The 13,545-nt window shown below is 68.3% G+C and carries 13 protein-coding genes; 6 read left to right on the top strand and 7 right to left on the bottom strand.

The genetic code is table 11. The features are described from left to right. The first annotated feature begins 95 nt into the window (after positions 1–95). A complete protein-coding gene (locus M3B11_RS05945) occupies positions 96–2,234 on the top strand; it encodes a RecQ family ATP-dependent DNA helicase (RefSeq protein WP_259875815.1) in 2,139 nt (712 codons plus the stop codon). On the opposite strand, the gene M3B11_RS05950 is transcribed toward M3B11_RS05945, so the two are convergent. The 7 genes from M3B11_RS05950 to M3B11_RS05980 all read right to left on the bottom strand — a co-directional run bounded on the left by M3B11_RS05950 (position 2,231) and on the right by M3B11_RS05980 (position 8,153). Beyond that, a complete protein-coding gene (locus tag M3B11_RS05950) occupies positions 2,231–3,511 on the bottom strand; it encodes an MFS transporter (protein WP_259875816.1) in 1,281 nt (426 codons plus the stop codon). The genes M3B11_RS05945 and M3B11_RS05950 overlap by 4 nt on opposite strands. A 4-nt stretch (positions 3,512–3,515) precedes the next feature. Further along, complete coding sequence (locus tag M3B11_RS05955) at positions 3,516–4,487, bottom strand: serine/threonine dehydratase (RefSeq protein ID WP_259875817.1); 972 nt, start codon at positions 4,485–4,487, stop codon at positions 3,516–3,518. A gap of 136 nt (positions 4,488–4,623) precedes the next feature. Further along, positions 4,624–5,442, bottom strand: coding sequence for a DedA family protein (locus tag M3B11_RS05960; RefSeq protein ID WP_259875818.1), 819 nt, complete (start codon positions 5,440–5,442; stop codon positions 4,624–4,626). 146 nt (positions 5,443–5,588) lie between these two features. Further along, entirely contained in the window at positions 5,589–6,089 is a 501-nt protein-coding gene (gene mscL, locus M3B11_RS05965) for a large conductance mechanosensitive channel protein MscL (RefSeq protein WP_259875828.1), read from the bottom strand. A gap of 141 nt (positions 6,090–6,230) precedes the next feature. Beyond that, the gene (locus M3B11_RS05970; RefSeq protein WP_259834382.1) at positions 6,231–6,944 is read right to left on the bottom strand and encodes an SAF domain-containing protein; all 714 of its coding nucleotides are present in this window, start codon (positions 6,942–6,944) and stop codon (positions 6,231–6,233) included. Positions 6,945–7,092: 148 nt separating this feature from the next. Further along, a complete protein-coding gene (locus tag M3B11_RS05975; protein WP_259875819.1) occupies positions 7,093–7,473 on the bottom strand; it encodes an FmdB family zinc ribbon protein in 381 nt (126 codons plus the stop codon). A 44-nt stretch (positions 7,474–7,517) separates the two neighbouring features. After that, complete coding sequence (locus M3B11_RS05980; RefSeq protein ID WP_259875820.1) at positions 7,518–8,153, bottom strand: 5-formyltetrahydrofolate cyclo-ligase; 636 nt, start codon at positions 8,151–8,153, stop codon at positions 7,518–7,520. A 30-nt stretch (positions 8,154–8,183) separates the two neighbouring features. Between M3B11_RS05980 and galU the strand changes: the two genes are divergently transcribed. From galU to M3B11_RS06005, 5 genes are all read left to right on the top strand, one after another. Beyond that, on the top strand, positions 8,184–9,089 hold the full coding sequence (gene galU, locus M3B11_RS05985; protein WP_259875821.1) for a UTP--glucose-1-phosphate uridylyltransferase GalU: 906 nt from the start codon (positions 8,184–8,186) through the stop codon (positions 9,087–9,089). Positions 9,090–9,097: 8 nt separating this feature from the next. Further along, the gene (locus M3B11_RS05990; protein WP_259875822.1) at positions 9,098–9,727 is read left to right on the top strand and encodes a hypothetical protein; all 630 of its coding nucleotides are present in this window, start codon (positions 9,098–9,100) and stop codon (positions 9,725–9,727) included. Continuing rightward, positions 9,724–10,332 (top strand): GNAT family N-acetyltransferase, encoded by a 609-nt coding sequence (locus M3B11_RS05995; RefSeq protein WP_259875823.1) that lies wholly within the window; start codon positions 9,724–9,726, stop codon positions 10,330–10,332. Before M3B11_RS05990 ends, M3B11_RS05995 begins: the two co-directional genes overlap by 4 nt. Positions 10,333–10,399: 67 nt before the next feature. Next, positions 10,400–12,313, top strand: a complete 1,914-nt coding sequence (locus M3B11_RS06000; protein WP_259875824.1) for a hypothetical protein — start codon at positions 10,400–10,402, stop codon at positions 12,311–12,313. A 203-nt stretch (positions 12,314–12,516) separates the two neighbouring features. Next, positions 12,517–13,455 (top strand): Abi family protein, encoded by a 939-nt coding sequence (locus M3B11_RS06005; RefSeq protein ID WP_259875825.1) that lies wholly within the window; start codon positions 12,517–12,519, stop codon positions 13,453–13,455. The last annotated feature ends 90 nt before the right edge of the window (positions 13,456–13,545 follow it).

Consider the following 13,545-nt stretch of genomic DNA (forward strand, 5'->3'; position numbering starts at 1 on the left):
CGGATACCGCCCCGTCCAGCCGACTGGCGGGGCATCGTTCCTGGTCACACGGTGAAGTGCCGGCGACGTCCGTGGGTGTGCCTAGACTCGGGAACATGAGCACTGACGCATCTGCACCCCAGCCGGCTCCTGCCTCGGCGGCGGCCCCCGACCCGCAGCTGCACGCGGCCGCCCTGGAGGTGCTGCGCGAGCTCACCGGCCGGGCTGACGCGCAGTTCCATCCCGGCCAGTTCGAGGCGATCGCAGCGCTGGTCGCCCAGCACCGGCGCGCACTCGTCGTTCAGCGCACCGGCTGGGGCAAATCAGCTGTCTACTTCGTCGCCGCGACCCTGCTGCGCCGGGCCGGCCGCGGGCCCTCACTCATCATCTCCCCGCTGCTGGCACTCATGCGCGACCAGGTCGCAGCCGCCGAACGCGCCGGCGTGCGCGCGATGACGATGAATTCGTCCAACGCCGAGGCGTGGGACCAGGTGCGCACCGACCTGGCCGCCGGTGCTGTCGACGTGCTGCTCATCTCTCCCGAACGGCTGGCCAACCCGTCCTTCCGCTCCGAGGTGCTGCCTGGGCTCATGGCCGATCTTGGGATGGTCGTCATCGACGAAGCCCACTGCATCTCCGACTGGGGGCACGACTTCAGGCCCGACTACCGGCGCATCGGCTCGATTCTCGCTGAGCTGCCCGAGGCGATTCCGGTGCTGGCGACAACCGCGACAGCGAACTCGCGGGTCGTCGACGATGTCGCTGAGCAGCTCGGCCACGATGCGCTGGTCATCCGCGGTCAGCTCGCCCGCGACTCCCTGCGCCTGGGCGTGATGGAGAAGTCCGAACCGGCTCGCCGGCTCGCCTGGCTGTGCGAGCACCTGGGCGAGTTCATCGGCTCGGGCATCATCTACACGCTCACCGTCGCCGCCGCCCAGGATGCTGCGCGGGCGCTCACGCAGGCCGGCTGGAATGTCGCCGCCTATACCGGAGCCTCGGACGCCGATGAGCGGGCCGGCATGGAGGCTGCGCTCAAGGCAAATGAGGTCAAGGCGCTCGTGGCAACCTCGGCGCTGGGGATGGGCTTCGACAAGCCGGATCTGGGGTTCGTCATCCACTTCGGCGCCCCGTCCTCACCAGTGGCGTACTACCAGCAGGTCGGCCGCGCCGGGCGTGCAACCGAATCAGCTGATGTGCTGCTCATGCCCGGGCCGGAGGACGAGCGGATATGGGAGTACTTCGCCACCGCATCGATGCCCGACGAGGAGACCGCCGCCGCGGTGCTCGCCAACCTCAGCGCCGAGGAGCCGATGTCGATTCCGGCGCTCGAGACCGTCGTGGGGGAGAAGCGGGCGAGGCTCGAGCTGCTGCTCAAGATCCTGCAGGTCGACGGGGCCGTCGACCGAGTGCGCGGCGGATTCGTCACCACCGGGGCCGGCTGGACCTACGACGCCCAGCGCTACGCCGCGGTCGCAGCCACACGCACCCATGAGGCCGACGCGATGCGAGAGTACGAGCGCACGCAGATGTGCCGGATGCGATATCTGACCGCCCAGCTTGATGACGACACGACCGGTGACTGCGGTCGGTGCGACAACTGTGCCGGCTCGTGGTTCTCCACCGAGGTCAGCGACTCCGGTCTGCAGTCTGCCGGCAGCCAGCTGGCAGGCGTCGGACTGCCGGTTACCCCGCGCGCCCAGTGGCCGACCGGCCTGGACCGTCTCGGCATCGAACTGCGCGGCAAGATCGCCCCGGCGCAGCGGCCGGCCGAGGGACGGGTCATCGCCCGGCTCACCGACCTGGGGATCGGTCAGCGCCTGGCCGAGACCTTCAGCGCCGGGCAGGTCGACGCACCGGTGCCCGAGGCGATCGGCCAGGCTGCGGTGACGGTGCTGGCCGACTGGGACTGGCAGTCCCGGCCCGAGGTGGTGGTCTCGGTGCCGAATACGCTGCGGCCGGTCTTCACCCGTTCCCTGGCAGCCGGGCTCGCTGCGGTCGGACAGATGCAGGATATCGGTGAGTTCGAGCTGCTGCGCGACCCCGGGTCCCCTGACGTCAACTCTGCGTTCCGGGTCAGGAACCTCGCCGGTGCGTTCCGGCTGACAGACGAGCAGGCCGCTGCCGTGAACGGGAAGACGGTGCTGCTCGTCGATGCGCTCATCGTCTCCCGCTGGACGATGACGGTCCTCGCCCGCCAACTGCTGCAGGCAGGCGCAGCTGCCGTGCTGCCGTTCGCCGCCGCCCAGCAGGCCTAGCGGACGCGGTAGCGCGTGAAGCTCGGGGCGGCTGCCGCAGCGATGAGCACGCCGATGATGACGAGCACGCCTCCGCCGGCGGTCGCCCAGGTGGTGCCGATACCGGTGGCGACGTAGCCGTGCAGCACATCAGCGATGCGCGGGCCACCGGCGACCACGACGATGAAGACGCCCTGCAGTCGTCCGCGGACCGCATCGTCGGCGGCCTGCTGCAGGATCGTCATGCGGAAGGCGGCCGAGACGACATCGGCGACACCGCCGATGGCCAGGAATACGACGGCGCCGATGAGGGCGAACATCCACCAGTTCCCGGCCGCTGGCAGGACCAGCCCGAAGCCGGTCATCGCCGCACCCCATACGAGGATGCAGATGACGACCGCTCGGCCCTGCCGGTTGACGCGAGAGACCCAACCGGAGAAGATCCCGCCGAGCAGCGCTCCGAAGGGGATCGCGGCGGAGAGCAGAGCGAAGACGAACCCGCCGGAGCCGGGGCCGCCGAACGTCTCGTGGGCGATCTGCGGGAACAGCGCCCGCGGCATCCCGAAGACCATCGCGATGATGTCGACGACGAAGCTCATGAGCAGAACCGGGGCGGTGATGAGATAAGCGAAGCCGTCGACGACGCTGCGCACGCCCGCACGGCGCCTGACTGCGCCTGCCGCCTCGCCTGCGCGCTGCGGCGGCAGGGACGGCAGCCGCCAGATCGCCCACACAGACACGAGCAGCGCTAAGGCATCGAAGAGGTAGAGGAGGGAGAAGCCGATGACCGGGATGAGCATCCCGCCGACCAGCGGGCCGACGACTGCGCCGAAGGTCATGAGCGTCATGTTGAGCGCATTGGCTGCCGGCAGCTGGTCACCGGGCAGGATCGCCGGAAGGATCGCGCTGCGGGCCGGCTGATTGAGCGCGAAGAACATCTGCTGGATCGCATAGACGCTCAACAGCAGCCACACATTCGTCGACCCGAGAGCCGAGAGCAGGAACAGTCCGAAGCTGGCCGCCACCAGGCCGCAACCGGAGCCGAGCATGAGGATCCGCCGGTCCATGACATCAGCCAGGGCACCGCCGTAGAGGCCGAAGATCACCAGCGGGATGAGCCCGAACAGACCGGCCAGACCGACATAGCTCGACTGCCCGGTCAGCGCATACAGCTGGGCGGGGATGGCGACGATCGTGACCTGTGCACCGATGACGGTGACGATGTTCGCCGACCACAGCCGCCTGAACGTCGGCGTGCGCAGCGGCCGGGTGTCAGCGAGCAGATCCTTGAGAGCCACTGCCTCAGTCTAGGGGCAGGTCAGACGGGTCAGCGTTCGCACCGCAGACGATGACGGTGACCTGCTCACCTGGTGCCGGCTGGTAGGCACCTGAGAGCAGCGCGGCCAGTGCCGCACCCCCACCGGGTTCGGCTGCGATGCGGGTCTGGCGCCACAGCCACGTGCGGGCTTCACAGATCGCAGCATCGGTGACAAGCACCGGCTGCAGCGCGTTGCGGCAGGCGACCGCGAAGCAGATCTCACCGACCGTGCTCGCCCCGAGCGAATCGGCAGCCACCCCATTGGGAGTGATCGGTGTGCGTTCGCCGTCCTGCAGCGCCGTGTGCAGGGCAGCGCAGGTTTCCGGTTCGACCGGCACGACGTGTGCGGCGGAGCCGAACCAGGCGGAGATCCCGCCGACGAGACCACCGCCGCCGGTGGCCACGAGCACCGTCGGAACCTCCGCCTCGGCCGCGGTGCGGCCCTGCTCACCGGCGCGGCTGCGCAGCTGAGTGTCGAGTTCCGCACCGAGGGTGCCCTGGCCGGTGACGGTGGCCGGGGAGTCGTAGGCGTGCAGGGCCAGTGCACCCGGCTGCGCGGCGGCCTCCTGGCTGGCGGCGAACGCATCAGCATAGACATCACCGATGACGGTGACCTCAGCGCCCATCGCCTGAAGCCGGGAGACCTTCGCCTTAGGGGCGGTTGAGGGGACGAAGATGCGTGCCGGGATGCCGAGCTGGGAGGCGGCGTGCGCGACAGCCAGACCATGATTGCCGCCAGAGGCGGCCACCAGGGTCTTCGGCGGCTCAGCGGCGGTGAGCGCGCCGGTGAAAGCACCGCGGGGCTTGAAGCTGCCGGTGTGCTGGAAGAGCTCGAGCTTGAGTGTGACAGGCGTGCCGTCGGGCAGAGTGATGTCGAGCAGCGGGGTGCGGCGGATTCGGCTGCTGATGAGCGAATGCGCGGCGGTGATCTCGTCGCGTGTGGGAACGATCGACATGCCGGCCAGTCTAGTGGCGGCCGGCCGAAGGGGGTGTCCAGCGGGCCGTCGAGCACCTGGCCGCACCGGACGTACCCCCGCCGCACCCGTTCAGGTTACTGCCCGGGGTCCACCGGCGGCAGGGGACCCGGCACACTCAGCGCTGATCCCCAGCTGTGGAGTCCTCCGCGCCATCGGCTGCCGTGGCGCGCTTGGATTCGGCGCGCACGCTCTTAGCCGTCGACCACACGACGATGCCGACGATGATCGACAGGGAGATCCACATCGCGTAGCGGTCGATGACCTGGATGACGTCGACGGCGGCCTGCCCGAGGCTGTAACCCAATGCCGTCCAGACCGCAGTCATGACTGCGGCTCCGGAGATCTGGGCGGTGAGGAACAGCGGCAGCGTCATCCGGCTGTAGCCAGCGACCAGCCACACGATGGTGCCGGGGATGCCGGGCACCCGGGAGATGAAGACGAAGATGAACAGCAGCCAGGCCGGCAGGTTCTTCAGCTGCCGGAAGCGCCTGCGTTGGCGTTCGGACTGGGCGAAGAGGTTGACTGCGCCGTCACCCCAGCGGCGGCCGGCCAGCCAGAACATCCAGTCGAACTTGGCCATGCCGACCAGGCCGGCGATGAACACGAGGGTCAGCGGCAGTTCGCCGATCCCGGCGTAGGCGCCGGCCCCGACGATTGCGGACTTCGCGCCGGTGAGGAACTCCAGCAGCACCGGATGGCTGGCGATGAGCTGCGGGCGGAAGGGCAGCAGCGCGAGGTAGAACAGCGGCACGCCGAACACGCCGACGAGCAGGAGTTTGTCGACGACTGTGGCCTCGCCCTCCCACGGAGCGAGGTCTTTGAACGACTGCGGCTGGGCCGGGGGTGCCTCAGCGCGGTTCTGCGGGTCCGCGGCCGGTGCCTCGGTCTCGGGCGCACGGCGGTGATGGGAGAGCGGGAGCTGCTCGTCGGTCATGGCGTCAAGAGTAGCCGGGCGCACCCGACGATGACAGCCGAGCATGTCAGAGGCGGGCCGGGACACGCGAAAGGGCCCGGAGGATCGCGCTGATCCTCCCGGCCCTTCCGGTCAGTCACACGCCGAGGCGTGTGCGCGGTGGCGTGTCAGTGGCGCGGGTCGCCTTCGCCTGCCGAGTTCGGCATGTCCTGGGCTCCGCCGGGCACACCGGGTGTGCCGGAGGCGCCTTCGACGAACCGCTGGTCGGCGACGACGTTCTGCTGGCCCTGGGCGATGAGGTCGCGGATCTCGGCGAGCAGCTCCTCGCTGGTCGGGGGAACCTCTTCTTCCGGGGCGCCGCGCTTGCGCAGCTCGTTGATCTTGTTCATCGGCATGATGATGACGAAGTAGACGACGGCTGCGACGATGAGGAAGTTGATGAGGGCGGTGATGACCGCACCGATGTCAACCTTTGTCGCTTCCACGCCTTCACGCAGGTAGAACGACAGTGCAGGTGACTCGGGCGAGCCGATGGCGGCGATGAGCGGGTTGATGATCTTGTCGGAGATCGCGGTGACAATGGCCGTGAAGGCACCGCCGATGATGACTGCGGTCGCCAGTTCGATGACGTTGCCGCGCAGAATGAAGTCTCTGAAGCCCTTGAGCATAGTCATGTCCTTTCCAGACCCGGCAGCCTGACCGCGAAGACGCGCTCATCAGCTGCCCTATGTACCTTCCGATCATAACCCGACCGCTCATATGAGCGGCGGATTGCAGGCCTGTCATCAGCACAAAGTCTTGGAAACCGGTCAGTTGAGCACCGCGAAGCTCAGCGCGCTGCCGGCGATATCGGCGAGTGCTGCCGCCTCGTCCGAGTGCACCCTGAGCACCACGACTGTCGAGCGATCGAGCGGTGAGCTGCCGGCGTCTGCCTGTTGAATCGACTCGACGACTGCGTCCTCGACGATTGCCGGGCCGCGCCGCAGTCCGGTCATCGGGTCGCCGTCGTCTCCGGCAGGTTCGCTGCCGGTGCCGGCAGCGAAGACCCGCACATGGTGTCCTGCGCGCAGCACCTGTGCGGCCGCGGCGTCGCCGACCTCCACCGGCAGGGCGACCATGCCCTCGGGCAGCGGCTCAGTGCGCGGGGTGAGAATCGTGTGCTCGGTGATGACCGCCCCGGCCGCCACCTCGGCGGTCGCTGTCGCCCCGACGACGGTCGCAGTGTCGGTCAGCGCGCCCTCGGGTACGAGGTCCGGTGGGAAGCGTTTGAGCGACACATCGGCTGCGGTCAGCTCGGTTCCGGCGCTGATCGGCCCGCTGGCCACGAGCACGTGCGTGCCGCCGGTGCGTGGAATGAGCAGCCACACCGCCAGCATCGTCGCCACCGCCAGTGCGGCCGCCCCGAGGATCCGGCGGCGCCTCAGAGCTGTGCGGGCGTGCACCGCCGCCGAGGCGGTACTCGCTTGAGGTTCGCGGGAGCTGGCTGGCTGCCGGGTGAGGCGTGTGAGAAGCGAGAGGACCATGCGCTGAGTCTGACCGGCGCGCACACCCCGGCAGGCAGCTCAGCGCAGGCTGTGGACAGCGATCTGCCTCCCATCCACAACCGCATCTGGGGATGTCAGCCGCGCTGACCAGTGCAGATACCCAGGCAACCAGGACCCCGACCGGTGGTCATGACGCGGAGGTCGCTGCCGTCTTCGACGAGGCGGTGCTGCTCGATGCACCGGCTGAGGCTGTGCTGGCCGCACTGCTGGAGGACGAAGCTGAGGAATCCGCAGACGAAGCTGAGGAGTCAGCAGACGAAGCTGAGGAAGATCCGGAATCGCCACCGGCCGAGCCCGCCGAGCCGTTGCTGGCCGACCCGTTGCCGGCAGTCGCGCCGTGGTCGTTGCGGTAGAAGCCCGAGCCCTTGAAGCTCACCCCGATCGAGCCGAAGACCTTCCGCAGCCGTCCGTGGCACTGCGGGCATTCGGTGAGCGCATCATCGGTGAACGCCTGATGGATGTCGAAGGCGTTGGAGCACTCGGTGCAGCGGTAGGCGTAGGTGGGCACAGCAGACCTCTCTCACGGGCGGAAATCCGTCAAGAAGTATAGCCCTACTCGCATGCGCTCGCGCCGGCGCCTCCGGTCACCGGGTGCAGGCCGGTTTCGGTCGCGATCGCCGAGACCGCAAGATCCCACTCCTCACGCCTGACCTCTGACAGCACTTCGTCTGCGTAGCAGACGCCGATGACGTCCACCGCCGCCGAGGCCGCGGGCACCTGCCCCTGCGGTCCGAAGGTCCGATCGTAGAACCCGGCCCCGTTGCCCAGCCGGGCGCCATCCGGGCTGAAGGCCAATCCCGGCACGAACACGACGCCCACCGGCGGGTGATCGGCGGTGCCGGCCACCGCCTCGGGCGCGGTGAGCACCGGCTCGGGTTCGCGGATCTGCCACCTGCCCACCCGGGGCAGGCGTTCCATCGCAGTGTCCAGCCGGCCGAAGCACAGCGGCTGCCCCGGGGTGGTGACCGGCAGGTAGACCGTCCGGCCGCGGACACGCAGGTCATCCAGGAGCGCATCGAGGTTCGGCTCGCCGGCCAGGGCGGCGTAGGCGAGGATCGCACCTTCGCCGGGCACACAGCCGGCCAGCACCTCGGCGAAGGCTGCCGCGGCCCCGTCACGGGTGCGGCGACCAGCGCGGATGCGGGTGCGCAGCGCGGCTTTGGCGGCCGCGTTCGAGGTGTCGGTCACTGCCCTCACTCCTATGCGTACACTGAGCATATGACTGAGAATAGCAACGCAGCTGTGAGCAAGGCCGTCATCCCCGTGGCCGGGCTGGGCACCCGCTTCCTGCCGGCGACGAAGGCCACCCCGAAGGAGATGCTGCCGGTTGTCGACAAGCCGGCCATCCAGTACGTCGTCGAGGAGGCCGTGCATGCTGGTCTCAACGACATTCTCATGATCACCGGGCGCAACAAGCGCCCGCTGGAGGACCACTTCGACCGCGTCGACGGACTCGAGCGCGCCCTGGAGAAGAAGGGCGATACGAAGAAGCTCGCCGCCGTCCAGCACTCCTCGGAACTCGCCGACATCCACTACGTCCGCCAGGGCGATCCGCTCGGCCTCGGCCACGCAGTGCTCAAGGGCGAACTGCACGTCGGCAACGAACCCTTCGCAGTGCTGCTCGGCGATGACCTCATTGACGAATCGAACCCGATCCTCGAATCGATGATCGCCGTCCAGCAGGCCACCGGCGGCAGCGTCGTCGCCCTCATGGAGGTCCCGCACGAAGACGTCGGCCTCTACGGCTGCGCGGCCGTCGAGAACGTCGACATCGACGGCGCGGTGCGCATCACCGGCCTGGTCGAGAAACCCGACCCGCCCGAGGCACCGAGCAACCTGGCGATCATCGGCCGCTACGTGCTGGCCCCGGAGATCTTCCCCGTCCTGCGCAACACCCCGCCCGGACGCGGCAACGAGATCCAGCTGACCGACGCGCTGCAGACCCTGGCCGCCGACCCGAACTCCAACGGCGTCTACGGCGTCGTGTTCTCCGGCGACCGCTACGACACCGGCGAGAAGATCAGCTACCTCAAGGCCGTCATCACGCTCGCCGGGCGCCGCGACGACCTCGGAGACGAACTCAACGGCTGGCTGCGCGAATACGTCGCCGGCCTCGACAGCTGAGTCCCGTGATGACCGGACTGTTCGGCAGCTCTGCCGGCGGGTCCCAGGCCGCCGAGACCTACGGCGCGCTCGTCATTGCCGCAGGCCGGTCCCGCCCGCTGGCAGGCCGGAAGGTGACAGCCGCTGCCGAGGCGGCGGAGACGATGCTCGATGAGTACGGTTTCGACGTCGAGACGACCGCCGCCGAGGTGGGTGAGGCGCTGCACGAGCGGCTCGCCGGCCTCGCGGGCGTCGATGCGCAGATCCGGCTCGTCATCATCGTCGGACGGCTGGGAGTCGGCTGCGGCCGTGACCTCGCCGCTGACGTCGGTGAGGCACTTGACCATTCGGTGCCGGGACTGGCCCAGTCGATCCGCCGCGCCCAACTCGATGCCGGATACTCCCGGTCGGTGTTCGAGTCCCCGGCCTGCGGCTGGATCGGCGGCACCCTCGTGCTCACCCTGCCCGATGACGTCACCGGCGTGCAGGCGGCCATCCAGGAGGTCGGGGCGATCATCCTCGATGTGCTCGACGAACTGCGCGAGGACGCCGAGGAGGCCGGCGACGACGACACCGGTGGTGGTGCTGTCGTCCACGATCTGCGCCCGAAGGTCGTCCCGCTCAACCGCAGCCCCGACTACGACCCACAGTATCCGTGAGCTCCTACTGGCCGGTTGAGCTGCGCGAGGGCGAGCTGTTGCTGCGCCCGCTGACCCGCCGCGACGCCAAGGACTACGCCGAGGTGCGCGCCCGCAACCACGCCTGGCTGAGCCCCTGGGAGGCCACCGACCCGCGCGGCGGGGAGCCTGCGGACTTCCACCACCTGCGCCGGCTGCTCCACCGGCAGGCGAAGACCGGCAGGCTGTTGCCCTTCGTCATCGACATCGGCGGCCGGCTGCGCGGCCAGCTCACGGTCTCCGGGTTCCAGTGGAGCTCGCTCATGAGCGCCCAGCTCGGCTACTGGCTCGACGAGCTGCTCGCCGGCCGCGGGCACACGCCGACCGCTGTGGCGCTGGCCACCGACTACTGCTTCACCACGCTGGGGCTGCACCGGATGGAGATCAACATCCGCCCGGAGAACGCCGCCAGCCTGCGCGTGGTCGAGAAGCTCGGCTTCCGCTATGAGGGACGTCGCGAACGCTATATGCACATCAACGGTGCCTGGGCTGACCACGTGAGCTTCGCGCTGCTGCGCGAAGACGTCCCCTTCGGGCTGCTCGACTACTGGCGGCGCACCCGCGCGGAGAACCGGCCGGACCCCTGAGGGGCAGTTTCTCGACACACCCGCCGTGATCCGATCGTGACAGTCGCTGCGGCCATACAGTTGTCGTGTGGAGGCAAGCATCACGGTACTCATCGCACTCGTCGTGCTCTTCGCGTTCACGTTGCCGGCAATCCTGCGGCGAACGGATCGCGCAGTGGCACAGCGCGAGCTCAGCGAGGTGCCCGAAACCGCTGAGATCTGCCAGCTCCCGGCCGCCGAACCGTGCACTGAGGAGCCGGCCCGCCCTGAGCTCTTCACCGCCTCCACCCCCGCCTCCCGCTACGCCCCGCCGCCGGGTGTCGAGGTCGTGACCGAACCTGCGCAGCTGAGCCTGCGCCGCCCCGCCCCGGCGCTGTCCGTCATCGACGGCGGAGCCGAAGACACCGCCGTCGAAGCCGAAACCGCAGAAGCTGAGGCCGCAGAGGCTGAGACTGCGGAGGCCGAGTACATCGAGCTGCCGCTGGCTGCCGGCCAGTCCCTTGCACTGACACAGCTGCACACCTCCGCGCAGACGACGACGCTGCGCGACCGCCGCCCCGACAACCACCTGGATGCCATGATGACGAACACACCCGACGCCGGATCTTCCCCGACGCACCGTGGCCGCCCGGCTCCCATGCCAGCTCACCTGCGTCGTCACCACGACACCGCCCGCACGCAGGCCGCCACCGGTGCACGCCGACCCGCCGGCCCCGGTGCGGGAGCCGCCCGCCCCGGTGTGGGAGCCGCCCGCCCCGGTGCGGGGACCGGCAGCCACCGCCCCCGAGGCGGTGCACCGCAGGCAGGCACCGGGCACCCGGCCCGCCGGCCGGCTTCGACGATCGAAGGGCAGACAGCGGAGAAGATCGCCGGCATCCGCTCGATCATCCCGATGGTCTCCGTGGTGTTCCTCGGCATGCTCGCCGCCACCCTCGTCACCGCCGTGCTCGCCGCCTTCAGCGTCGTGCCGTGGGCGGTGCCCCTGCTGACGGCACTCATCGCAGCCGGCTCCGTCGTGCTCGTCGGCTCACTCAACAAGCGTGTGCGCACCCTGCGCCGTGAGGCAGCCGCACCGGCCGCACACACGGCACGCAGCTACGAACCTGCACGCGGCACGGAACGCCGGGCCTCGCAACCGGCCCAGCAGCGCCGCACCGCTGAGGTCGTCTCCGCGCGCCGCGCCCACGCCGCCGAGGTCCTCGACAGCTCCGAGCCCAGCCAGCCCGCCTCGGTGCCGGCCAGCTCACAGGCCCGCCGCTTCCCGCGCCACATCCTCGACATCGACGAGACCCCGGCTGCCGAGAAGACGACCGCAGACGACACCGCCGCCGAGCCGGCGACCGCTGCAGCCCCGACGCCAGCACCAGCTCCAGCACCGGCCGAGGCCGCCGAAACCGAGGCGCCGGCTGACACATCGGGCAGGGTCCAGGTTGCCGAGGCCGTGCAGGACGATGAGGACTCGAACACCGAGCACGACACGACCGTCATCGTCTCCCGCACCACTGAGGCCGCCCTGTCGCTGAGCTTCGGGCCGAAGCCGGCGAAGGAAAAGGACACCGCAGCCGCCGGTGAGGCCGCCGAAACCGAGGCCGCCGAGTCTGAGGTCGAGGTTGAGGCCGAGGCCGCTGCCGAGGGCGAGCCCGCAGAGACGGTGGGCACCGATCCCTTCGCCCAGCGTCTGCAGGCCACCGGCTGGAAGCCCAGCCCGCTGCCGAAGCCGACCTACGTCGATGCCCCGGTCGTCGAACGCGATCAGCCTGGGCCGGTCGTTGCCGATGCCACCTCCTTCACCCTCGAACCGCAGTCGAAGGAATCCCTGGCAGAGATGTTCGCTGCCGAACTCGGCTACCGGCCCGAGCTCCAGGACGCTGCCCGCGACGAGGACGCTGAGTCCGGCCCGCTGTCCCACGGCCGCACCGCGATCCGCTTCAAGGCCACCGGCACCGACTCCGGTGCTGGGGTTGCGAGCATCGACGACGTGCTCGCCCGCCGCCGCGCCTGAACCACGCTCGGTCTGAAATCTTCGGTCTGGAATCGGTGCGCCGCGACCTGCGTGCGTCATTGCGCGTGGTTCACTGGCCGCTGTGAGGTTACTTTGACACGTGGCTCGTGCGCGACTATCGTAAAGACTAATAGTCCCCCCGCTGCCTCTCACCGTATCGGTGATGCACCCTGCGGGGGTCCTCTTTTGTCAGGACTTATTACGTGATCGTTCCTCCTTTCCTCACGCTCGAACAACAGGTGGATTATCTATATGAGCGTGAGTACTTCAGTCGCGGCACGATCTCCGAAGACCACAAGCAACGTTTGGCGCATCTCAACTTTCACTACTTTCTCGGTTATGCGCGCAACTATCGAGCGCTCGTCGGACGCGGAACTATTGAAAGGTCTCTGAAAGCACCTGACGATGTCCTACGAGTCGTCGATTACGACATGCGCGTCTCGACCGCCCTGCACAGCGCCCTTCGTGCGGTTGAATGGCGATTGAGGGCGTCGGCGGTTCGGCATTACTGCCAGAAGTTTGACCCAGCCGCCTCATTCCTCTCACCCAGGCAGTTCCGGGAGACTGAGCCGGGCAGTGCGAACCTCATCGTGCAGAACGTTCTCATGCATATCTTTCGCCATGACGAGCCCTACGTGAAGGACCGTCTACGAGAGATCGCAGAGGTGAGTGGCGTAGCGGTGCCCAAGTCATATGAAAAGGCAAGTCATGAGCTGTGTGTTGAGCTTGCGAGTGTCTTACCTCTATGGGCCGTCATCGACAGCTTCAGCCTGGGTCTTCTGGGCCATTTCATCATGTGTTGTGACACCGATAGAGAAGAGCCGGTGTGGCGAGAAGTAGCGAATGACCTCGGCATTAGTGCCAGGGTCTTCGAAACCCAGATCAAGTCCTTGGCCTACCTTCGTAACCTAGTGGCACATCACGCGCGGCTTTGGCGCAGGCCGACGGTCGACAGTCCTAGAGCGCCTAAGATCTTCAAGGCTCGATTGCGTGATACCGACAACAAGTCGATGTACTGGGCCTTTCTGAACTTGGCTACTTTCCTGCCCTCCGATATACGAATGAAGTTTGCGGATGAACTCGATGCTCTTGTGAAAGAAGACGACTTGTACCATTACGGCGTCACCCGTGTGGGGGCTTGATGCTTTCAGGGGTGCGGCATCGCGGTTGATCGCTTGCCTGCGGAATGTGCCTGCATCGTGACACCGCGTAGGCATGACCGTCCGACACAG

The sequence above is a fragment of the Brevibacterium sp. p3-SID960 genome (assembly GCF_025144725.1).
Classification (GTDB): Bacteria; Actinomycetota; Actinomycetes; order Actinomycetales; family Brevibacteriaceae; genus Brevibacterium.

Bases quoted from the DNA above. Each gene is read 5' to 3' on its own strand.
- M3B11_RS05955 (WP_259875817.1), bottom strand. From the start codon at position 4,487: ATGTCGATCGTTCCCACACGCGACGAGATCACCGCCGCGCATTCGCTC.
- M3B11_RS05970 (WP_259834382.1), bottom strand. From the start codon at position 6,944: ATGGTCCTCTCGCTTCTCACACGCCTCACCCGGCAGCCAGCCAGCTCC.
- M3B11_RS05945 (WP_259875815.1), top strand. From the start codon at position 96: ATGAGCACTGACGCATCTGCACCCCAGCCGGCTCCTGCCTCGGCGGCG.
- M3B11_RS05960 (WP_259875818.1), bottom strand. From the start codon at position 5,442: ATGACCGACGAGCAGCTCCCGCTCTCCCATCACCGCCGTGCGCCCGAG.
- M3B11_RS05990 (WP_259875822.1), top strand. From the start codon at position 9,098: ATGACCGGACTGTTCGGCAGCTCTGCCGGCGGGTCCCAGGCCGCCGAG.
- galU (WP_259875821.1), top strand. From the start codon at position 8,184: ATGACTGAGAATAGCAACGCAGCTGTGAGCAAGGCCGTCATCCCCGTG.
- mscL (WP_259875828.1), bottom strand. From the start codon at position 6,089: ATGCTCAAGGGCTTCAGAGACTTCATTCTGCGCGGCAACGTCATCGAA.